Annotated in this window: 20 protein-coding genes; 14 read left to right on the top strand and 6 right to left on the bottom strand. The window is 42.3% G+C overall.

Annotated features, from left to right (window positions below):
* Positions 1 to 8: 8 nt before the first annotated feature.
* Complete coding sequence (locus F9Y84_RS03335) at positions 9 to 305, bottom strand: EscU/YscU/HrcU family type III secretion system export apparatus switch protein (protein WP_125251994.1); 297 nt, start codon at positions 303 to 305, stop codon at positions 9 to 11.
* A 6-nt stretch (positions 306 to 311) separates the two neighbouring features.
* The gene (fliK, locus tag F9Y84_RS03330; protein ID WP_147390789.1) at positions 312 to 2,738 is read right to left on the bottom strand and encodes a flagellar hook-length control protein FliK; all 2,427 of its coding nucleotides are present in this window, start codon (positions 2,736 to 2,738) and stop codon (positions 312 to 314) included.
* A gap of 103 nt (positions 2,739 to 2,841) precedes the next feature.
* Between fliK and ccmA the strand changes: the two genes are divergently transcribed.
* Genes ccmA through F9Y84_RS03280 form a run of 10 tightly spaced genes read left to right on the top strand, consistent with a single transcriptional unit; the run spans position 2,842 to position 10,583 of the window.
* Positions 2,842 to 3,465 (top strand): cytochrome c biogenesis heme-transporting ATPase CcmA, encoded by a 624-nt coding sequence (gene ccmA / locus F9Y84_RS03325; RefSeq protein WP_125251992.1) that lies wholly within the window; start codon positions 2,842 to 2,844, stop codon positions 3,463 to 3,465.
* On the top strand, positions 3,465 to 4,151 hold the full coding sequence (gene ccmB, locus F9Y84_RS03320; protein WP_128729884.1) for a heme exporter protein CcmB: 687 nt from the start codon (positions 3,465 to 3,467) through the stop codon (positions 4,149 to 4,151). Before ccmA ends, ccmB begins: the two co-directional genes overlap by 1 nt.
* Before the next feature lies 1 nt (position 4,152).
* Positions 4,153 to 4,890 (top strand): heme ABC transporter permease, encoded by a 738-nt coding sequence (locus F9Y84_RS03315; RefSeq protein WP_125251990.1) that lies wholly within the window; start codon positions 4,153 to 4,155, stop codon positions 4,888 to 4,890.
* Between the two features lie 2 nt (positions 4,891 to 4,892).
* On the top strand, positions 4,893 to 5,096 hold the full coding sequence (ccmD, locus tag F9Y84_RS03310; protein ID WP_128729885.1) for a heme exporter protein CcmD: 204 nt from the start codon (positions 4,893 to 4,895) through the stop codon (positions 5,094 to 5,096).
* On the top strand, positions 5,093 to 5,572 hold the full coding sequence (gene ccmE / locus F9Y84_RS03305) for a cytochrome c maturation protein CcmE (protein WP_128729886.1): 480 nt from the start codon (positions 5,093 to 5,095) through the stop codon (positions 5,570 to 5,572). Before ccmD ends, ccmE begins: the two co-directional genes overlap by 4 nt.
* Before the next feature lie 5 nt (positions 5,573 to 5,577).
* Positions 5,578 to 7,536, top strand: a complete 1,959-nt coding sequence (locus F9Y84_RS03300) for a heme lyase CcmF/NrfE family subunit (RefSeq protein WP_128729887.1) — start codon at positions 5,578 to 5,580, stop codon at positions 7,534 to 7,536.
* Position 7,537: 1 nt separating this feature from the next.
* A complete protein-coding gene (locus F9Y84_RS03295; RefSeq protein WP_128729888.1) occupies positions 7,538 to 8,110 on the top strand; it encodes a DsbE family thiol:disulfide interchange protein in 573 nt (190 codons plus the stop codon).
* A complete protein-coding gene (locus F9Y84_RS03290; protein ID WP_147390788.1) occupies positions 8,107 to 8,571 on the top strand; it encodes a cytochrome c-type biogenesis protein in 465 nt (154 codons plus the stop codon). Before F9Y84_RS03295 ends, F9Y84_RS03290 begins: the two co-directional genes overlap by 4 nt.
* A gap of 26 nt (positions 8,572 to 8,597) precedes the next feature.
* A complete protein-coding gene (gene ccmI / locus F9Y84_RS03285) occupies positions 8,598 to 9,851 on the top strand; it encodes a c-type cytochrome biogenesis protein CcmI (protein WP_185745581.1) in 1,254 nt (417 codons plus the stop codon).
* Positions 9,852 to 10,583, top strand: coding sequence for an MlaA family lipoprotein (locus F9Y84_RS03280; protein WP_147390787.1), 732 nt, complete (start codon positions 9,852 to 9,854; stop codon positions 10,581 to 10,583).
* A gap of 298 nt (positions 10,584 to 10,881) precedes the next feature.
* On the opposite strand, the gene F9Y84_RS03275 is transcribed toward F9Y84_RS03280, so the two are convergent.
* Positions 10,882 to 12,900 carry a TonB-dependent copper receptor gene (locus tag F9Y84_RS03275; protein ID WP_147389284.1) on the bottom strand — a complete coding sequence of 673 codons (2,019 nt, stop codon included), beginning with the start codon at positions 12,898 to 12,900 and terminating at the stop codon, positions 10,882 to 10,884.
* 91 nt (positions 12,901 to 12,991) lie between these two features.
* Positions 12,992 to 14,212 carry an EAL and HDOD domain-containing protein gene (locus F9Y84_RS03270; protein WP_128729891.1) on the bottom strand — a complete coding sequence of 407 codons (1,221 nt, stop codon included), beginning with the start codon at positions 14,210 to 14,212 and terminating at the stop codon, positions 12,992 to 12,994.
* Positions 14,213 to 14,627: 415 nt separating this feature from the next.
* Between F9Y84_RS03270 and putP the strand changes: the two genes are divergently transcribed.
* A complete protein-coding gene (gene putP / locus F9Y84_RS03265; protein WP_147389283.1) occupies positions 14,628 to 16,109 on the top strand; it encodes a sodium/proline symporter PutP in 1,482 nt (493 codons plus the stop codon).
* 207 nt (positions 16,110 to 16,316) lie between these two features.
* Here the strand turns inward: putP and F9Y84_RS03260 are convergent, their stop codons facing one another.
* On the bottom strand, positions 16,317 to 16,577 hold the full coding sequence (locus F9Y84_RS03260; protein WP_147389282.1) for a hypothetical protein: 261 nt from the start codon (positions 16,575 to 16,577) through the stop codon (positions 16,317 to 16,319).
* Positions 16,578 to 16,769: 192 nt separating this feature from the next.
* On the opposite strand from F9Y84_RS03260, the gene F9Y84_RS03255 reads away from it, so the two are divergent.
* Positions 16,770 to 18,002, top strand: a complete 1,233-nt coding sequence (locus tag F9Y84_RS03255) for a DEAD/DEAH box helicase (protein WP_147389281.1) — start codon at positions 16,770 to 16,772, stop codon at positions 18,000 to 18,002.
* 170 nt (positions 18,003 to 18,172) lie between these two features.
* On the opposite strand, the gene F9Y84_RS03250 is transcribed toward F9Y84_RS03255, so the two are convergent.
* Positions 18,173 to 19,465: an anti-phage deoxyguanosine triphosphatase gene (locus F9Y84_RS03250; protein ID WP_192503268.1), complete on the bottom strand. Its 1,293-nt coding sequence runs from the start codon at positions 19,463 to 19,465 to the stop codon at positions 18,173 to 18,175.
* A 257-nt stretch (positions 19,466 to 19,722) separates the two neighbouring features.
* On the opposite strand from F9Y84_RS03250, the gene F9Y84_RS03245 reads away from it, so the two are divergent.
* Together F9Y84_RS03245 and F9Y84_RS03240 are read left to right on the top strand one after the other, a co-directional pair.
* Positions 19,723 to 20,544, top strand: a complete 822-nt coding sequence (locus F9Y84_RS03245) for a glucosaminidase domain-containing protein (RefSeq protein WP_147389279.1) — start codon at positions 19,723 to 19,725, stop codon at positions 20,542 to 20,544.
* Positions 20,534 to 21,190, top strand: coding sequence for a DUF2987 domain-containing protein (locus tag F9Y84_RS03240; RefSeq protein WP_147389278.1), 657 nt, complete (start codon positions 20,534 to 20,536; stop codon positions 21,188 to 21,190). Before F9Y84_RS03245 ends, F9Y84_RS03240 begins: the two co-directional genes overlap by 11 nt.
* The last annotated feature ends 490 nt before the right edge of the window (positions 21,191 to 21,680 follow it).

The following is a 21,680-nucleotide window of genomic DNA, read 5'->3' as shown; positions in this document are numbered from 1 at the left end:
GAGGGGGACTAGGCCTTTATATCTAGCTTGCCACGAAACCCCTCCCAACCGGGAGGAAACTTTCCACGCATAATGTAAGAGAACGCAATAAGTTCAGCGATAACATAATATAACTCTCTAGGAATTTCCTGATGTAGCTCTAAGGCGCTTAATGTCTGTACTAAAGATTCGTCCTCATGGATCATGATGTTCTTTTCTTTTGCGAGCGCAATAATCTCTTCCGCTAATTCACCATAGCCTTTGAAGGTCACTTGAGGTGCGCTTCCGGCTTCGTAAAGTAATCCAATTGCTGATTTTTGCGTCATTAGTATTTACACCTTAATGTTAATAATGGCATGTTCAGAGAAGAATTTGTCTTGAAAACTGGCTTCTTCCCTCAAGTCTATCTCGGCTACTTGCAGTCCGTGAGCGGCGAGTTTGTGCCTAAGAGTTGCCAAATGGGGTTCAGCGAGTTGTTTCACTTGGTTGGAAGTTGCAACTAGTGCACATTCCAGAGCTTTATCCATTAGCTCTGCTTGGGCATGGATCTGGCCTTTATCAGCAAAATCAAAACACAAGCGAATAAACCACACTGACTTCTCAGGCATTCCAGCTTTGGGCGACTTTTTATACTCTCCGATTTGTAACTGTGTTTGCTGTTGCTCTTGTCCAACCTTTGTAGGGAATAGCAAATTAACGATGAGCTGCGTTTCACTATCTTGTTTCCCTAAACTCGTGGTTTGTAATTGAGATTGTTGTGGTTGTAGTTGGTTGTGTAGTTGTCCCAAGTCATTTAAAAGCTCTTTTGCGATTGGCTGTTGTAACGCATCTGCAACTTGTTTAGGAGAGAGCATTTTTAACTGTGGCAACAACGTCTCTAGCAGTGCCTGCATCTTTTGATTTGCGCTTTCTTTGCTAGTGTCTTGACCTGCGACTTGGCCACCTAAAAGAGAAAGTAGCAAGCGTTCTAACATTTGTGTAAAGCTAGATTGGTTCAAGCTTGATGTCGTATTACTAAACGGCGTTAAGCTCAGTTGACTTTCTAGTTGATTTTTAACTGCGAGTGCCGAAATAGAACGCTCATCCAATAGCCGAGAGAACGCTTGGTTTACCAGTTTTTGTAGCTCAGGCATTTGACTTAACGAATCAGCTTTTAACGCTTTTGCTATCGTGTTAGAGGCTTGCTGTAGCGGGCTTTGAATATTGTCTTTTCTTCCCAGCTTTGCGGTTGGCATGTTTAGTAAGACTTCAATGATCCCTTTAACTTCTTTGGTGACAGAGTGAGTAAGCTGTTCACTCGAAGCATATGGTACAAACTGTGCAGTTTTATCAACAAGCAAAGGTGCGGTGTGTGCTTTAAGATACAGTGGTCTCTCTAGAATTTGAGTAACCTGCCGAAGCTGCTTAGTGTCTAGCTGCTCCTTACCAGTGAATGTGTCTAGTAATAAAGAGAGGGCTTTTTGCTTCATTTCAAAATCGACGGGAAGCGCTTGGTACTTTGGTGCTGTGCTAGGGTTTTGTTGTAAGTAGTGGATGATGGAGGCGGTTAATTTCTCGCGATTAATAGGGGGCTGGCTCTGTTGTAATGGTACTGATGATTGTCTCATCATATCGAGCTGGCTCTGCTTTATTTGGCCAGTGAGCTGCTGTAGCGGAGTACTTATCTTACTTTCGTTGTGCTGGTTTACGTCTTGGGCTTGTATGATGGAGCTTGGTAATAGGCGCTTAATACTCTCATGTTGATTATTAGATGTCAGCAAGGCTTGAGAAGCATTAGATTGATGGGGTTGTTGTTTGCCAAAAGGTCTGCCGATCAGCACTTGCAATGCCCGCGCGACGCTTGACTTTATTTGTTGCAGGCTGACCTCAAATAATGGTGTTTCGTATTGGAGTGTATGTATTGAAGTTGGGTTGGTGCTATTTATTGGCGTAATGGGTTTTGCAATCGCACTTACTTGATGCAGCAATGCGCTAAGCGGTTTGATCGTTTCCACTTTTATTTGTCGTGCTGGCATTGTCACGTCTACCCCGTTGATGGCTGCTTTGAGCTCACCTTTTTGCCATGTTGAAGAAGGTGGCCAATTACTGGGGATCCTCGGTAGGCTAATTGGGCGATCGTTAATATTAAGCATTACCCCGTTGACTAGAGGCTTTACATTGATGGGGCTAAGCTGGCTAGAGATAAGTTTAATAATCATTGATTTAGGTAATGTGATGCTAAACAGAGGATCACTAAATTGATTTACTATTTGCAAAAGAGTATTGTTTTGTTGAGTACTTAGATTTGCAAACAGCTTGCTCTCACTTGCCAGTAATTGTGCGACGGGATGTGGGACCGGTACCTTCAAATCAAGGGAATTAATGCGCAATGTAGAATCAGGCTGCACAGTTGCCGAAGACTGAATAATTGTACTGTTGGTTTGGCCTTTAAGTGTCGCCAAAATATCAAAAAGCTGACTCGTCAATGTGACTTGAGCTTGTAATTTTGGGGTATGGAAAGTAACTACTTTCCCTGTTTCGTCGATACTAACTTGCGCTTCTTGGAGCTGATTAGGTTGAGTTGGTGGTTTCAACGCAATTTGGATAGTTTGCCAGCGACCGTCAATTGTCACATCCATCTTTAGTTTATCATTGCTAATGTGAATGTTTTTTGCTGCAAAAGGCTGGTTGTTAGTCAAGTCTAATTTAGATACTTCGCTATTATCTGTGCTTATCACAGATGCTGTCGTAGTATTTGTTGTAATTGGCAGCTTATTCATTATTTTAAATCAAATTTTCGCTAATCGATCGCATCGGATTATTCGTATTACCATACCATTATGTTAGACTAACGCCCAATTTTAGGTAAAGAGAAGCCCAGATTTGCTAGAGATAGACACCGTCACTTGTACCAAACAAGATAGATGCTTGTTTGACTCATTAAGTTTCACTCTCCATTCGGGGCAGATCATGCAAGTTGAAGGCCCAAATGGTGCCGGTAAAACGTCACTGTTACGAATAATTGCGGGCTTTGCCAGAGCGGATGAAGGTCAGATCCGATATAACCATACCGATATTCGAGAAGATTATGATTCATTTGCAGCTGAACTGTTGTTTATTGGTCATAAAACAGGTGTTAATCAACAACTGAATGCCTACGAAAATGTCCAATATTGGTTGCAAGTACATGGTGCAAAAGCCAGTGAAGAAGAGGTTTATGAGCTGTTGGCAAAGCTGGGTCTAATAGGGCTTGAAGATGTACCGGTGCGTACCCTTTCAGCGGGTCAACAGCGTCGTGTTGCTTTGGTTCGTTTATGGCTGAACAAAGCTAAATTGTGGATACTCGACGAACCATTTACCGCATTAGATAAAAAAGGTGTTGCCTTGTTGCAAACCCAGTTTCAGTCCCACCTCGATGCAGGCGGAGCAATTTTACTGACTACACACCAAGATCTCACCGCACATTTCGCGCAGTTACAAACTTTGACATTGGAGTACCGTTTGTAATGCAGACTCATCATTCATATTGGTTAGCGTTCAAATCCGTTTATACAAAAGATGTGACACTCGCATTTAGGCAACGTGCTGAAATCGTTAACCCATTACTGTTTTTTCTGATTGTCATCACGTTATTCCCTTTAGCGATTGGGCCAGAGCCTGCATTACTTACCAGAATTGCGCCGGGCATAATTTGGGTAGCAGCCCTGTTATCGACTATGTTAGGGCTAGATAAACTATTTCGGGATGACTATAACGATGGCTCGCTAGAACAACTGATAGCATCGCCTTATCCGTTGTCATTATCTGTACTTGCCAAAGTGGCTGCACACTGGACCGTAAGTGGTCTACCTATGGTACTACTAGCGCCATTATTTGCATTGTTAATGAATTTAGAAACGCAGTCCCTGAACGCGACAGTGTTAACCTTGTTAATTGGGACACCTTTGTTAAGTTTTATTGGAGCTATAGGGGCAGGGCTCACCGTTGCATTGCAAAAAGGTGGAATTTTGATGAGCTTACTAGTCCTGCCGCTGTATATTCCTGTATTAATTTTTGCAACATCCGCCATTGATACCAGTAGCATGTCTCTTGCTTATGGCGGTCAGCTTGCAATCCTTGGTGCGATGCTTGCCGTTGCCATTGTCGCCGCACCAATTGCCATATCGTCAGCTTTAAGAGTGAGTGTAAGTTAAAATGTGGAAGTGGTTACATCCTTATGCCAAAGCGGAGCGTGCTTACCAATTGTGTAACACCTTGCTTCCTTACTTTGCCGTGATTGCGGTGGTGGGTTTACTTGTTGGATGGGTTTGGGGGCTTGCCTATGCGCCCGCAGATTATCAACAAAAAGACAGCTACCGGATAATCTTTATTCATGTGCCTTCAGCGATTTGGTCAATGGGTGCGTATTCATCTATGGCCATAGCAGCCATTATTGCTTTGGTGTGGCAAATTCGTAACGCCGAACTGGCAGTTATCTCAATCGCGCCAGTTGGTGCAGCTATGACTGCAATAGCATTAATTACCGGAGCTGCTTGGGGTAAACCAATGTGGGGCGCTTGGTGGGTGTGGGACGCCAGATTAACCTCTGAGCTTATTCTGTTATTTTTATATTTTGGTGTATTGTCACTTTATCATGCGTTCGAAGACAAAAAATCAGGGGGGAGAGCTGCCTGTATTTTAGCAATAGTTGGTGTAGTTAACTTACCAATTATTCATTTTTCAGTTGAATGGTGGAACACGCTACATCAAGGCTCTACCATCACAAAGTTTGATACATCAGCAATCGATCCATCTATGTTATGGCCATTACTAATTAATATTGTCGCCTTTGCAGGTGTGCTGGGAGTAGTAACGCTTATTCGCTTAAAGAATGAAATTTTGCGTTGTGAGCAGCATCGTCCTTGGGTACGTGAATTAGTGAATAGGGGATAATTATGCAGTTTGAATCCTTCAGTGAATTTCTAGCAATGGGCGGCTATGGTTTCTATGTATGGCTGTCCTTTGGTTCATGTGCGCTTATATTAGTGGGCATCTTAGTCAGCTCTCTTGCCGATGGTAAAAAGCTCAAGCAAGCCGTGAAAGCTCAAATGGCACGAGAAGCACGGATTAAAAAAGCAAAAGAGGAGTCACAAGCATGAATCCTAGACGCAAAAAAAGACTATTTGCCGTCGTTGCAGCTGTCTTTGGTATTGGTGCATCGGTTGGCTTAACCCTCTATGCACTGCAAGAAAATATCAATTTATTTTACACCCCTAGTGAGTTAGTTGAAGGCAAAGGTGAGCTTAAAGAAAAGCCTCAAATTGGACAAAAACTCCGCATTGGTGGAATGGTGGTTCCGGGCTCTGTTGAGCGAGATGAATCATCGCTAGATGTGTCGTTTAAACTTATTGATACCGGACCTATGGTGACTATACGTTACCGCGGTATTCTGCCTGATCTGTTTCGTGAGGGACAAGGGATAGTAGCACAGGGAACCTTGGTTGAAACCAATGTGGTTGAAGCATTTGAAGTGTTGGCAAAACACGATGAAGAGTATATGCCTTCAGAAGTTGCTGAAGCCGTTAAAGGCATAAAGCACGAAAAGCCAAAATATAATTTAAATAGCGAGAACTAACTAAGATGATCCCTGAAATAGGTTACTTCGCCTTAGTTCTGGCGATGTCGTTGAGTTTACTACTGTGTATTTTCCCGTTATGGGGCGCATACACAGGCAATCTAAGGCTAATGAAAGCCGCGCCTTCACTAGCCATTGGTCAATGTATTTTGGTGGTGTTTTCCTTTTTGGTACTGATTTATATAACCTTAATGGATGACTTTACCGTGGCTTATGTTGCCCATCATTCAAGTAGTAGTTTGCCTTGGTACTATAAAATTACCTCTACTTGGGGTGGGCACGAGGGCGCTATTCTACTTTGGTTAGTGATGCAGTCAGTTTGGACCATGTTGGTCGCAGTTATGTCTAAATCACTGCCTTGGGTGCTTCGAGCCAGAGTATTGGGCGTATTAGGCTTTTTAGGTGTAGGCTTTATGCTTTATACCCTATGGATGTCTAGCCCTTTTGAGCGTTTATTACCTTATTTCCCTGTAGAAGGCCGCGACTTAAATCCATTGTTACAAGACCCAGGTATGATTATTCATCCACCTTTGTTGTATATGGGCTATGTTGGCTTATCAGTATCCTTTTCTTTTGCAATCGCCGCATTGTTAACAGGTAAGCTGGACAACACGTGGGCTAAATGGTCTCGTCCGTGGACGATGGCTGCATGGGGCTTTTTAACTTTAGGTATCACCATTGGTAGCTGGTGGGCATACTCAGAGTTAGGCTGGGGAGGCTGGTGGTTCTGGGATCCAGTAGAGAACGCATCGTTAATGCCATGGCTTGTCGCAACAGCGTTACTGCATTCATTGTCGGTAACAGAAAAACGGGGTGTGTTTAAGTCTTGGACGGTACTTCTTGCCATTACTGCATTTAGTTTATGCTTACTCGGTACGTTTATTGTTCGCTCAGGTATTATCGTATCGGTGCATGCGTTTGCAACTGATCCTGATAGAGGTTTATTTATTCTATCTTTCTTGGCCGTGGTGGTTGGGGGGAGTCTAGCCTTATATGCAACCCGAGTTTCGCAAGTTTACAGTGAAGGCAGATACCAGTTTATTTCAAGAGAAGTAACGCTTTGGGTCAATAACATCTTTTTGGTCGTAGCGACTCTTATTGTGCTACTTGGAACACTTTTGCCTATGATCCATAAAGAATTAGGTTTAGGTTCCATTTCGATTGGAGTCCCTTTCTTTAATCAGATGTTTGCAATATTGACCGTGCCATTTGCTATTTTGCTTGGCATAGCGCCAATGTTACGTTGGAAGCAAAATAAAATGCCACCGCTAGTTAAAAAGTGGGTAGTACTATTGTTCGCTACTTTAGTCATCACCACTGCATGGTTATTCTCAAGCTTTGAAGTAGTTGCTCCCCTTACTTTTGTTGCTACTGCATTGGCTGTGTGGATCTTTATTGCGACTGCGACTGACTTATTTAGCAAAGTGTCGGTTCATTCGAGTCTAACTGTCGGACTTAAAAAGCTTGGGCTGAGCTATTGGGCAATGGTACTTGGTCATGTTGGTATCGCATTTGTTATCGCATCCGTTACGTTAACCTCGGCATACTCGGTAGAACGCTCTGTTAGTATGAAACCAGGCGAAACGGCAATGTTAAATGAGTACGAATACCGCTTTGACGGCGTAAAAGAAATTAGAGGGCCAAATTACGGTGGTCACGCAGGGGTCGTGACAGTATTCAAAGATGGCGAGAAAGTTACTAAGCTGTACGCAGAAAAACGCCGTTATGATATTGGTATGCAGTTTATGACTGAAGCTGCGATAGATGATGGCTTTTTCCGTGACTTGTACCTCGCACTCGGAGAACCATTGTCGGCAGGTGCATGGTCACTCAGGATTTATCACAAACCCTATGTCAGGTGGATGTGGCTTGGTGGTTTACTTATTTCATTTGCTGGGTTTATTGTACTGGCAGATAAACGATACCGTGGCCGCGTAAAAAAGCCGCAACAGCAGGAGGCTTAATATGAACCGTAAATTATTAGGTTTAGTGCCTTTTTTAATCTTTATCTTCTTGTGTGTATTTTTATATCAAGGCTTATTTGGAAATCCGAGAGAGCTTCAGACAGGTCGACTTGGGCAAACGATGCCTGAGTTTGCTTTACCAGACTTAATGGATAGTAACAAAGTCTGGACAGCTGACTCACTCAAAGGTGAGGTATACCTTATGAATGTTTGGGGCACATGGTGCCCGACATGTATCGCAGAGCTTGGCTATCTGACAGAGCTAAGAGAGCGAGGTGTGAGGATCATCGGCCTGTATTATGAACAGGCGTATGACCCGGACTTTGGCGATCAATTCGACATTAATGCGTTAAGGGCCGATGTAACTAGCATGCTGAGTCGTGCAGGTGACCCTTATCAATTCAATATCCTTGACTTGGAGCGTTCTTTGGCACTTGATTTGGGCGTTTCGGGAGCCCCAGAAACTTTTCTAGTAGACAAAAACGGTAAGATCTTACTGCATCACACAGGCGATATTAATGAACGCGTGTGGCGCAGCAAGTTTGCTCCAATCTATCAGGAGTTAACACAATGAAATACCTCATACTAATTGTGTTTATGTTCGTAGGTTTTGCAAGCGAGGCCGCAGAAGATAAGTACAACTTTGCGACTCCAGAGCGAGCGCAAACGTTTCGAGAACTAACCCATGAACTGCGTTGTCCTAAGTGTCAAAATCAAAATATTGCAGATTCGGATGCTGTTGTGGCTAAAGACTTGCGCGATAAAGTGATCACTTTAGTGAACGAAGGTAAGTCCAAGCAAGACGTGATTGACTATATGATAGACAGATATGGCTATTTTGTGCATTACCAGCCACCTGTCACGCCTGCAACCATTGTGCTTTGGGTACTACCTGTCGTGATTATTGTGCTTGGCTTTGGCTTTATTGTATTTCGCCAAAAGCGTGCAGCGAAAAAGCAGGATTGGAATGCCACAGATGAACAAAAACTCGCTGAGCTTATTAACCAATATCAACGTCAGGAGCGTGAGCTGTGAGTGAATTTTCAACCGATTTAACACAAATGTGGTTTTTATTTCTGCTTCTTAGTGTTTTTGCTGGTTTGTTCGTCGTTTTTCCTTTTATCAAAAAAGAGAGAAAGGTAGTGGTTGATGATGACGCCAATGCCGAGCGTATTGGTATTTTCCATCAGAGGCTAGAAGAGCTCGAAGATGAGCTTGCTAATCAACGAATCGAAAAAGACAGTTATCATGAATCAGTGATCGAGTTAAAACGCAGATTACTCAATGAGCTGTCTCCTGAGCAATCATTAACAAGTCGTGGTGATAATCGAGTTTTAGCGGTCACGGGGATCGCGTTTATGGTGCTTGTAACAGCGATTTTTTACTACTACACAGGTAGCCATAGACAAATCGCTAACTGGAATGAAGCTATTGAAAATCTTCCAGAGTATGGCGAGCGAGCTGTAATGCAAACTGGTGAGCCGTTAAATGCTAATGAGCTACAAGCTTTTGCTCTAGGGCTTAGAACAAAACTTGCTACTGCCGGTGATGATGCAGTGGCGTGGATGTTACTGGGGCGTGTGGCAATGTCGTTGGGTGACTTTGAAATGGCAACGCAAGCTTTTGATAAAGCGTTAGCAATGCAGCCTGATAATAATAATGTCTTAGTTAATTACAGCCAGGCATTGTTGATTGAAGGGTCAGAGCAGAGCATGAACCGCGCAGCCAAGATGCTTTCAAAAGTCCTGAATTCGGAGCCTACGAACATTGATGCCATTAGCCTTTTGGCACTTATCGCCTATGAACGTCAGGACTGGGCTGAGTCTAAAGCAGCGTTTGAAGTGCTGATGGCACAGCTAACGCAAGACGATCCTCGTTATCAGATGATAGCCGGTCGTATTGCGGAGCTTGAACAAAGGCTTGGGCAGCAAGAGCCAGAAGCTGTAAATAGTGCGGCGAGCATTAACGCTACAGTTACTATTGCCGAGGCGTTACAAGGCGACATTCCGTCAGGAAGCACGTTATTTGTTTTTGCAAAAGCGCAAAATGGTCCAGCGATGCCATTAGCTGTGGCGAAAATTACAAACTTTAACTTGCCAATCACGGTTGCTCTGGATGATAGTATGGCAATGATGCCTGAATTAACCTTATCTAACTTTTCTCACGTTACAGTTACCGCACGCATTTCTAATGACGGTTCGGTGATGCCATCAGATGGTGAGCTGGAAGGGGTTTCAAATGTGATAGAGCTAAAACAAGGTGGCAGTCAGGTTAATGTCGAGATTAGTCGTGTCTTAACAAATACAGGGAAATAAATGCTTAAAGTTGTGCTCACAGGTTTACTAGCACTCACCGTCATTGGTTGTGCACAGGTACCAGAAGAGAAAAAAGATCCACGAGATCCATTACAATCCATTAATCGACCTCTATATGATTTTAATATGGATGTTTTAGATGCTTATATTTTGCGCCCAGTGGCTAAGGGGTATGTGTCAGTTACCCCTGCGCCTGTGCGAAGTAGTATTGTCAACTTTACGACAAATATTGCCGCGCCGACTGACGCGGTGAATGCTGCGCTGCAAGGTAAGCCAGATTACATGGCCATAAATGTAGCTAGATTTTTGGTCAATTCAACCGTTGGTATTTTTGGTCTATTTGATGTAGCAAAAACACTCGGACTGGAGTTGAAAGATGAAGACTTTGGTCAAACCCTTGGCGTGTGGGGAGTAGGTGATGGTGCCTATATTATGGTGCCAGGCATGGGACCTACTACAGCAAGAAATTTAACAGGTGATGTAGTCGATAATCTAGTGTTGCCTGAAATTGCGCTCAGTACGCCGCAAACTATACTGGTATTTGCGCTACGGGCAGTGGAGGCCAGAGCGGCATTGATGTCGCAAGAAAAATTATTAAATGAATCATTAGACCCATATACATTCTTAAAAGATGTTTACTATCAGCGTCAATTGTATGAGCTATATGATGGTAACCCTCCACTAGAGGAAGAGCCTGATGATTTTGATGAAAACTTTTTAGAAAACTTGTAGTTATATTTTTCTTAACACTTGCTCAAAAGAGGCTGCTTAATTAAGCAAACTGGAGCAATGGACTAAGCTAGTAAATATAAAGGTCGGCTAATGCCGACCTTTATATTTTCAGATGCTCACGAGGCAAAAATTTTGCTATTTAGTTGTTCTAAATAAGAAATTTTTAACGCTGTTAGCGTCAGATTTACTCCTTCAAATTGAGCAAGTATTAAGTCAAATTGGTATTATTACCTTTTAATACGTATAACTATATATCTTGTAGCAGAGCATAGACGAATGAGCACCTATATTAGGTCAATTAAAATCGCCAGTTCAAGTTTGCCCACCATGTCCTACCTGGCTCGTTGATCCTCGCTATTTGCTCATAGCCACTTACCGCAGCACCAGAGCGGCTCAAATGTTCTGCGTATGTTTTATCAAGTAAGTTGTCAATACCGGCACTGAGCTGAATAGCATTGTTATATTGATAGCTAGTATTTAATGCGAAAGTACCAAAACCGGCTGTGGTTGATGTATCTTGCCCGGCAATATTGCCTTGCCCAATAGCGATTCTGTGTTGGCGCTTAACAAGTCGTACAAGACCACCTATTTGCCATTTGTCTGACAGCTCCTGCGTTGCGGCAAATCGCAGTTGCAAAGGCGGCTGCTGTGCCAGTGCTGTATTATCGGTCAAATTGTTACCTTTAACATAATCAAGGCTGCTGGTTAATTGTAGTGCCTTACTGACTTGCCATCTTATTTCCGCTTCAAAGCCGAATGTTTCAGCATCAATATTACGCGTCACTTTTGAAGTCATATTCATTTTTTTGAACATATTGTCAATCAACAAATAGTCATCAATTTGATTATAAAATGCAGAGGCACTGAGATTAATGTCTTTAAATTGATGAACAACGCCAACATCTAATTGCGTTGTCTTTTCTGTTTCGACATTAAAAGCCGAAATGGCTGTTTCACTGCCTCTATTGCTGCCAACCACTTCCCAGTAGTCTGGAAAACGCTCGGTTCTTCCTAAACCAATAAAGTAGCTACTGTTTTCAGATTGCGCTTGATAGCGAGTAAAGCCACTATATAAGGTGTCTTCTCTTGTTTGATTCGCTGTTGGGTTAGGTTTCATTGTCATCATCGCACTTATCATGGTGCGGTGATCCTCACTTTTCCAATCATCAATGCGAAGTCCCGTTACCCATTGGCTTGTATTGCTTAATTCATACTCGAACTCAGCAAACATACCTAACTGCCTAAACTCAGCGTCAAGTTGACGAGGCATTGTCTCTACTGGACTATTATACTGATCACGACTGATCCTGTTGCGGTGTTCGTTTTCTTGATAGTCTAACCCATAAATAAATGTATGTTTGCTGTTGATATCCGAAGTGAGTGTCAGCTTTGCACCATATGTTTTTCGATCAGGGTTAGAAGAAGTTGGCTTTTTCATCATCATGTTGGGGACGAATTGACGCAAGCTATGATTGTCCATGATGTGATCAACATAGTTGTAATAGGCATTAAATTTCAGCTCATCAACCATTTCAGACAAAGCAGATAATTTAATATTCAGACCTATATTTTCTCGGTCAAATAAGCTGCCATCCATCATACGATCTGCATAGGCGACTTCACCATCACTCACGCCATAAGTTAAGGAATAAAATGAGTCATCATCAGGTGTGTAGGCAAACTCTGTATCTATATTCCACCTTTCATAGGCTGAGTGAACATCGACTCCACTGCCGTCCTCGTAGTCATCGGCGTCGCTATAATTCGCTGCGACACGTGCATAACCATTTTGATTGCCAACTTTAATATCTGAATTTACGCTATGGCGACCTTGGCTAGATACCACAGCATTTGCAAAACCTACTATTTCTGATTTATCCAAACGATCAGTTTCACGTTCGAAAACAACCGTTGCTGCACTATTACCTGGACCATAAAGAACGGTTTGAGGCCCTTTTATTACTTTTAAAGTGTCATATGATTGAGGGGTAATATAAGCGGTAGGAGGATCCATTCGATTGCCACAGCCACCAAGCGTTTGTCCATTATTGGCGATAATTGCAATTCTTGAACCAGCCATGCCTCTAAATACCGGATCTGAGCTTGCGCCACCTTTTTTAACCAAAGAGAAACCAGAAATAGAAGACAGTAAATCGGCACCATCTTGTGCTGGAAGAGGCTGGCGTACCGCTTTGGTATCAGTGGAGAGGGTGAGCGGTGTTTGCATTGGAGCAATAATAACAATTCTTTCTATTTCATCTGCACTGGCTGTCGATAAAAGAGAAAGAATACTGAGAGAAAGTAGCGTGCGTTTCATAAGTTCACATTAGTCCATTGTTTTTGTGAGCTTATTTTATCGCTTTCATGATGGTAGTGGGATGCGACAGATTGTCGCAGTCCGCTGCATATTACTCAATGGCTTTTATTTGGGTGTCACTCCATAACTGCGACGATTGATATAGCTGGGCAATGCGCTCAGGTGAGACTCCCAAAGGTTTTGAGACAGTTTCAACATTATCCCAATCTCCTTTTTCCATTGATTCTGCAAGATCTAAGTAAATACCAAACTGACTTGGCTTTTTCAGCAATGTGGCCTTTATCTCTTGAGATAATGGCAGTTTAGTCAAGAGTGTTGCCATTTCATCATCCAATATTGCATCCATAAGTGACATCATGCCAATAAGAAATGCACTGCCTGTATCAGAAACTTTGCCAGCTTTGGTGGCAACGGCTTCCATAAAGTGAGCTCGTAGTAATGAAAGAGACAGTAGTTCTTTTGGTTTTTCAGTGTTAAGTTGCGATGCAAAAAGTAATGAAATAAGACGCTTTAACTCGATGCTACCCAGTACAACTAATGCTTGTTTTATTGTTGAAATCTCAGCTCTACGTTTAAACACAGCGCTGTTGGCGTAGCGCAATAACTTATAACTAAGATTCACATCACGCTCAAACACTTGCGTAATTCGTGCAAGATCAGGCTCGACACTTGACGTTTCATACAGAAGCTCCGCCATTGCAAGTTCTGAAGGCGCTAATGCTTTGGTTTTTACCATTTCTGGTTTAGCAAAAAAGAAGCCTTGAAAGAATTTAAAGCCAAGAGATTTAGCCAATTCAAATTGTTCGTATGTTTCTACTTTTTCGGCAACTAAGTCAATGTTAGGGAAATCTTTAATGGCTGCTTTGATGATATTGATTTGGTCTGTGCTGGTAGAGAGAAAGTCGACTTTTATTTGATCAACATAAGGAAAAAAATGCCGCCATACATTTTGGTGTTGGTAATCGTCTAATGCGAGTGTATAACCTTTTTCTTTTAGTTCTTTAACGTGTGCGAGCAGTCTTTTTCCTGGCTGTACTGTTTCCAATATTTCCACAACGACCTGCTCTGGGGATAGCATTTGGGCGTAACCTTTGGATAAAGTTTCCAGCGTAAAGTTAATATAGGCAGGGTGTTGATTGGTCAAATCATCAAGACCAAAAGTGAACTGGCTGCCTTCAATCAGGCGGCTTGTGGCCTCATCGCCATCTATCTCGGGAAATACATTATTCAGACTGTCTCTGAATAATAGTTCGTAGCCAATCAACTCCCTTTGGACATTAAAAATGGGCTGACGAGCCGTGTAAAAATACATAAATACTACCGTCCAAACAAAATGATATTGGCTTTAATATAAGGTAAAAGTGCTACGAGGTCACGCAGGGAAACATAGTTTGTAATGATTGAGTAAAGTATGCACTAGCCAAATGTGTAAACCTCACGCTGAAAGCGCGTCATCACCTTCAAAGTGTGCTGGCTAGATCATAGAGTAACCTTCAGTGACTAAAAATGAAGAGTCAGCTCATTTTGCATCCAAACGTCAGATCCCTGAACGCTTCAAAGGAAGATATAGCAAAGTACACTGGTCTCAGGAGGTTGGGTGAGAAGTAGCAGCATGTTATAGTGATCCTTTATGTTTTGGCTTTTATTCAAAGTGAGTTATAAATCAAACAATTGAGCACTATAAAGCTCACATTTGGAGAAGAGCCCAACTTACTTAGGAGGCTAAATTGGAGATAGGTACGATAATCTCACTTGCACTTTACTTCATTGCAATGTTGGGAATAGGGTTGTACGCATATAAAAAGTCCACCAGTGATGTGTCAGGTTATATGCTGGGTGGTCGCAGCTTACCCCCTAGCGTAGCGGCATTGTCAGCAGGTGCTTCAGACATGAGTGGCTGGATTTTGATGGGTCTGCCCGGTGCGATGTTCTTAACTGGATTCAGTAGTACATGGATTGCAATTGGCCTTGTGATTGGGGCATGGTTAAACTATTTACTGGTTGCACCACGTCTAAGGGTTTATACAGAGTATGCCAATGATGCAGTAACAATCCCTGACTACTTTGCCAATCGTTTTGAGGACAAGGGTAATGCACTAAGAATTGTGTCGGCTTTGGTTATCATCATATTCTTCACGCTTTACACCTCATCGGGTGTAGTTGCTGGTGGTAAGCTGTTTGAAAGCTCATTTGGACTTAGCTATGAAAGCGGAATGTATATTACTACTGGGGTAGTCGTTCTTTATACGTTATTTGGTGGCTTTTTGGCAGTTAGTCTGACCGACTTTGTTCAAGGCTGCATCATGTTTATTGCTCTTATCTTGGTGCCACTGGTAACCTTCTCGCTATTGGATAACCCTCTTGGGCAAACCCTGAATGAATTAAATCCAACCATGTTAACTTGGATTGGTTCAGCGGGCGCAATTGGTATTGTTTCTGCGATGTCTTGGGGTCTTGGCTATTTTGGTCAACCACATATTATCGTACGTTTTATGTCAGTTCGAAGCGTAAAAGATATGCCTACAGCACGTCGGATCGGAATGACTTGGATGATAGTTGCAGCTTTAGGTGCGGTTGGTACTGGTTTATTCGGCGCAGCTTATGCTCACGAAAAGGGCATTGTAGTGGAAGATGCAGAAACCATCTTCTTAATTTTGTCTCAACTACTTTTCCACCCCCTGATTGCTGGCTTCTTGTTAGCAGCAATTCTAGCGGCAATAATGAGTACAATCTCATCTCAGTTGTTGGTTAGCTCGAGCTCATTAACAGAAGACTTTTATAAGATTTTTATTCACAGAGCAGCCACAGATAAAGAGTTAGTGCTGGTTGGTCGTATTAGTGTTGTGGTTGTAGCGCTAGCTGCGATTTATTTAGCATATGACAGAGATAGCTCAATTTTAGATTTAGTAAGTAATGCATGGGCGGGGTTTGGTGCAGCATTTGGTCCACTTGTATTGATTAGTTTGTTCTGGTCTCGTATGAATTTTGCGGGTGCCCTTGCCGGTATGATTTCAGGTGCAGTGACAGTATTGGTTTGGATCTACGGACCATTTACTTATAACGGTGAGCCGCTTAGTGCGACACTATATGAAATTGTTCCGGGCTTTGTCGTCGCAACAGCTGCAATTATTGTGGTTAGCTTAGTGACAAAAGAGCCAAGTAAAGCAATTACAACACTCTTTAATAAAGTAGAAAATGCGCTAGATTAAGCGAGTGCAGGCGGGCTGTAAACAATGTTTGCAGCCTACTTTTTTGTAATTAATCTGAGCTGCGAATAATTAATGTTTTTCTAACAGCCAGTTTTAGCGTTAACTGTGTTGAGTTCACTTCCAATGGCCGACTATTGATGCGTAAATTCGCCTTGCCTAGAGGATTTAGGTACCTTAGCGAGAGTAGGACGTAAAAGCAGTGTTTTCCTACTGTGTTTTTAGGTGTAACAGAAGCGCTAATATCGCCGCGATGGGAGTCGTAACTAAGCCTACCCAGCCGCCGGTGTAAAGCACTGCTAAAATCATGCCTATATCAACTCCTGCTACTGTGCAGTTTGCTGTCTCTTTTTGTGATACGTTACACTTTAAAATACTTGTGAACAATTCGGCGAGGATTAATCCTAAAAGCGGCAAAAGTGCGACTATGGCACAGTAAAATAATATCCGTCTAAAATTTTGCGTTTTCATGAATATATCCCTATAAAACTGAAATGTTATGCTAGCTTCGTTACTGAAAACTAGAAAGTCTAATCATCGAAGGTAAAACTGGCTGGTGAAAAAGTCAACATAGATAAATGCAGCGTGTTACAAGGTGCATCGAGCATTCGTTTTTTTGTTATAATCTGCTAATTATCAGCACAATTATACCATTGGCAATTAATGACATTTAACGAATTACAACTTCACCCAGAACTTCTAAGCGCGATTACTGAGCTTGGATTTGAGTCGCCGACACCTATTCAACAAAAGAGTATTCCACAGATCTTAAGTGGTAATGATCTCATAGCAAGTGCTCAAACTGGAACCGGTAAGACCGCCGCTTTTATGCTTCCGATTTTGCATCGTATGCTAAGTGCCTGTGTAAAGAGTGAAAAATCAGTCAGAACTTTGGTGTTAACACCCACTCGTGAGCTTGCGCAGCAAGTGGCTGAACACACGGAGAAATTGCTGAGCCATTCTCACTTGAATGTTGTGTGTTTATATGGAGGGGCGAATATCGGTCCTCAAGAAAAGCGGTTGAAGGCAGGAGTGGATATTGTTGTTGCTACGCCTGGACGTTTACTCGATCATTTAATAAAGGGCACTTTAACGCTCAAGAATATTCAACATTTGGTTTTTGATGAAGCCGATCGCATGTTAGATATGGGCTTTATGGGTGAAATTAAGCGGATCATGCGTACCATGCCGCATGAGCGTCAAACTCTACTATTTTCAGCAACGGTTGACGATACTGTGCTATCCCAAGTAAAACCTTGGTTGAATAATCCTAAACGAGTGGGTGTTGAAACCCAAAATAGTACCGCGAGCACCGTTACACAAATTTTCTATTCAGTAGACGAAGACCGCAAACGTGAACTTATTTCTCATCTGATTGGCAAAAATAATTGGCATCAGGTACTGGTATTTACGCGCACAAAAAATAGTGCTGATAACTACGCCAAAGAGTTAAATAAAGATGGCCTTAAAACTGCCGCCATCCACGGTGATAAGTCTCAAGGCGCGCGCGATAAAGCACTATCTCAATTCAAGTCAGGCGAAATTCGTGTCTTAGTTGCAACAGACGTAGCAGCTCGTGGCATTGATATTGACTCACTAAACTATGTTTTCAATGCAGAATTACCCTATGTTGCAGAAGACTATGTGCACCGTATCGGTCGCAGCGGTCGCGCCGGGCAAAATGGTCAAGCTATTTCACTTGTGAGTATTGATGAACAATGGCTGCTGGAAGAAATAGAAATTTTCTTAGATGAACGATTTGCGCCGCAATGGCTTCCTGGCTATGAGCCTGATTTAACCAAAGAGCCTAAAGATTCTCGCCGCAACTCCGGTAAGTCCAAAAAGCAACGGGATAAAAAGCGTATTCTTGGTGCACGAACTAAGCGCAGAAAGTAAATAGTTTTCGTTCTACCTTGTAAGGGGAGAAGCTTTTACTAAATGTGCTGGGCAGGCAAATGTAGGCTATGCAATTTGTTACGCAACTTTGCGAATGATTACCTTTGCAACTGCCCACGCTTGCCTCAACTATCGGGTTTTAGAACACTTAATTAAGCTAATCGGTATTACTATCGCTCTCCAGTAAATAAACGCTGATGTGTTTTTCGTGCATACTCATCTGACATACCACCGAGATAGTCCGCCAAAACGCGCATTTGCTGCGTATCATCTTTTGCTTCTTGGTAGAGTGCTTGAGTCGTGTAGGGTAATAAACGCATGGGATCACTGGCAAACACTTCAAATAAATCAATAAGCAGGTTTTGACCACTAAATTCGATTTGCTGCATTTTAGGCTCACGAATAAGTCTCTGATATACAAACAGCTTTAATACTTGCAGTATCTGTTGAAACTCGGAGTCCATCTCAACGGTGAAATGGAGCAATGCTGAGTCAAAATCTGAGTCTTGGACGGTGAGTTTACAGTGCACAATAAACAGGTTTACCAGTTCACCAATTGTGTCTTTACGCTGTGATTCATCTTCTGAAAAAAGGCTCTGTGTGATCCTATCAAGATTATTCTTTAGCCAAGCTGAATCTAGTTTATGTAATTCAGGAAGCGCAAAATTATGCCACTCGGCCTCGTTGAGTGTTTCGGTTGCAATCGCATCCTCTAAATCATGAACCGCATAGGCGATGTCGTCAGCGTATTCCATTATCGCACAATCTAACGACTTAAACTTAGTCTTACGACGGAAGGAGTCTTTCACCTCAGTTTCTTGCAGCTTTGTCTGGTCGTTTTGAGAAAATGGAGAGAGGATCCAGTCAAATACAGATTCGTCACATTGATAGATCCCTTTTGCTGGCAGCCAATCACTCGAGAGTATATATTTTCGACTTTGTGTTTGCGTTGGTTGGTGATACCAGAGTGTGTCGATTAATGCAGGATATTTAATAAATCCGAGTAAGGTGCGGCGTGTTAAGTTCATGCCAAAACCTTTGGTATAAGGCTCCAACTTGGTAACAATACGCAAGGTCTGAGCGTTTCCCTCAAATCCTCCGTGATCACGCATTAGATAATTAAGTGCTATCTCACCGCCGTGACCAAAAGGTGGATGACCAATATCGTGAGCTAGACATAACGTCTCAATCAGACTGGTTGAAGGAAAGTGTTCAAATTCAGGGTGGTGCTTTCTCAAGTGACGCAGTAACCCGCTTCCTATTTGTGATACCTCCAACGAGTGGGTTAGTCGTGTTCGATAAAAATCATTTACGCCTATGGCCATGATTTGGGTTTTAGCTTGTAAGCGCCTAAAAGCTGCTGCATGGATTATTCTCGAGCGATCTACCTGCCATGCCGAGCGATTGTCATGAGGCCTATTCTTTTTCTGCTCTAAAAGCCGCTGCTGCCAAGCGTTAACCATCATACTACTTGTTCCTTTTTCTTAAATTCAAGATGTCGTCTAAACTTTGTACGATAACTGCACGAAAATTCGCGTTTAATTGCAGCTTTTGATATTATCGGCCGCTATTTTGAATACTGTAAATTATGACGTATTAAGTGTATCTACACCAAATAGTAACAGAAGAAAGTAATTATTATGTGTAGATCATAGCAAGGTTCTGAGAGTAATAAGGAGATAGGCTCTGCTTTAGAACAGCGTCGCAATGGGGAGTAGGTATGCAAGTAAAATTAATTAAACTATTGGTTGCGTTAGTGACGGTTTGGGCGCTCATCTATCCGTTTCTACAAGAGCCAGAGCCTCAATTTACACCTGTAGAAAATGATGCGGAAGAAATTGAGATTGTTAAAGTAGTGCCTGAAAAGCCACTTCACAGTGTCAAGTTACCCAACTTTTCAGCCATTAAAGATATTCAAGCAAAGAAGAAAGCGTTTTTTGATTTTATCAAGCCTCATGTTGAGGCTGAAAACAAGCTGATTTTGGAGCAACGTGCAACACTTGATATCGCACTGATGATGTTACAATTTGGCGAAACACTGACACGTAAACAGGTTGAAAAAGTTGCTGTTATTTTCTCTAAATACGATTTAAAAAATGAGAAAATCAATGAAGCGTCATTAAAAAAAGCACTGCGTCGAGTTGATATCATTCCAAAAGAGCTAGCATTAATGCAAGCGGCTAATGAATCGGCATGGGGAACTTCTCGGTTCGCGCGGATCGGGTTAAATTTTTTTGGACAATGGTGTTACACCAAGGGCTGCGGTATGATCCCAAAGCGCCGTGCTGATGAGGCTGAGCATGAAGTTCGTGCATTCAAGTCAGTACGTGCAGCTGTTAAATCTTATTTTAGAAATATCAATACGCATGAAGCGTACAAGGAGTTAAGAGGAGTACGTGCAGGCTTGAGAGCCGAAAAAGTACCTATAGAAGCAACGGCACTAACCGCTGGTTTGCTTAGCTACTCAGAGCGAGGCGAAGATTATGTTAGTGAACTAAATGATATGATCAGACACAACAGAGCGTATTTTGATGAAGAATAAACTAGTGGTGGCGGTGGCGCTTTTGGTTACTTGGTGGAGCTCGTTTGCTTTTGCTAGTACCGTGACATTTTCTTATGATAGTTTTTATGACCGCCTAAAAGTCGTGAATAAAGGCGAGTTTGAGTTTGCTCGAGTTGGCTTTTATTTAGTCGACACCGTAAGCATGCAGCCTTGCCAAATTAGTAGTGGTAACATTGTGACAGAATCGGCCAATTTTCAGCTATCGTTTACTGAAGAAGCACAATTATTGTTGCCGTTTGACAAAGCGCTTGATAAGGATAAAGCGAAAGTCATTATTGATACCCAAGGTGGCGATACAGAATGCCAGCTAAAAATGCAAATAGAGGCAGAGCTATTTCACGCCGACTCTATTAGCAGGTCTGATTTATACAAGATGCAGGTGGAATTTGAATCCTTATTAGCAGATCTGTCAGGTTTCTTTATTAAGCACTTACTATCCTTCCTTTTACCAGAGCATAAAGGGGTGATCGTTACATTTAACGATGATGCGGCTTTAAAAAGTACAGCCACACAGTGTAATACGCAGAACTGCCAAATTAGCATTCCATCAAGCTGGGAGCATAATACAGCGCCTTTTGCAAACGCAGCGGATATTAAATCAGTTCAACCTTGGCTCGCGTTGTAACACTAATTTTAAGTATAGATATGTCACGTTCACTGTGTTGCCAGCTATAGCACAAAAACGCAGTGAACTTTCCCTTACTCATGTTATCACACCAAAAACCTCAGTAATTCCAAACGTCACATAAGTAAGCAATGTGGTGCCCGTTTCCAAGTTTGCCTTATACCCATTAGCTTTAATACTTGCCTGCTCAGTTTGAAGAAGCAAATCAGACGTTAACTGCGTTAAAAATTTCTTATGTAACAACTAAATAACCTGATCTGCGGATAAAGAATGCCTTTCTAGTAGCCAGTTTTAGTGCTAACTGCGATGAATTCACTTCCAATAGCTAGCTATTGGAAGTGAATTTGCCTTGCCTAGAGGGGGAAAGGTACTTCAGCGAGAGTAGGGCGCGGAAGTGGTATTATCGACAAGATTTTCTCGCCTCAAAATAGCAAGCTTAATGAAGTTTATGGTATTGAGCACTCCCCTTTTTAGCTGATATTTTTATTGT

The organism is Pseudoalteromonas peptidolytica, assembly GCF_012641745.1.
Lineage (GTDB): Bacteria > Pseudomonadota > Gammaproteobacteria > Enterobacterales > Alteromonadaceae > Pseudoalteromonas > Pseudoalteromonas peptidolytica.
This window is presented reverse-complemented; position numbering and strand designations above follow the sequence as displayed.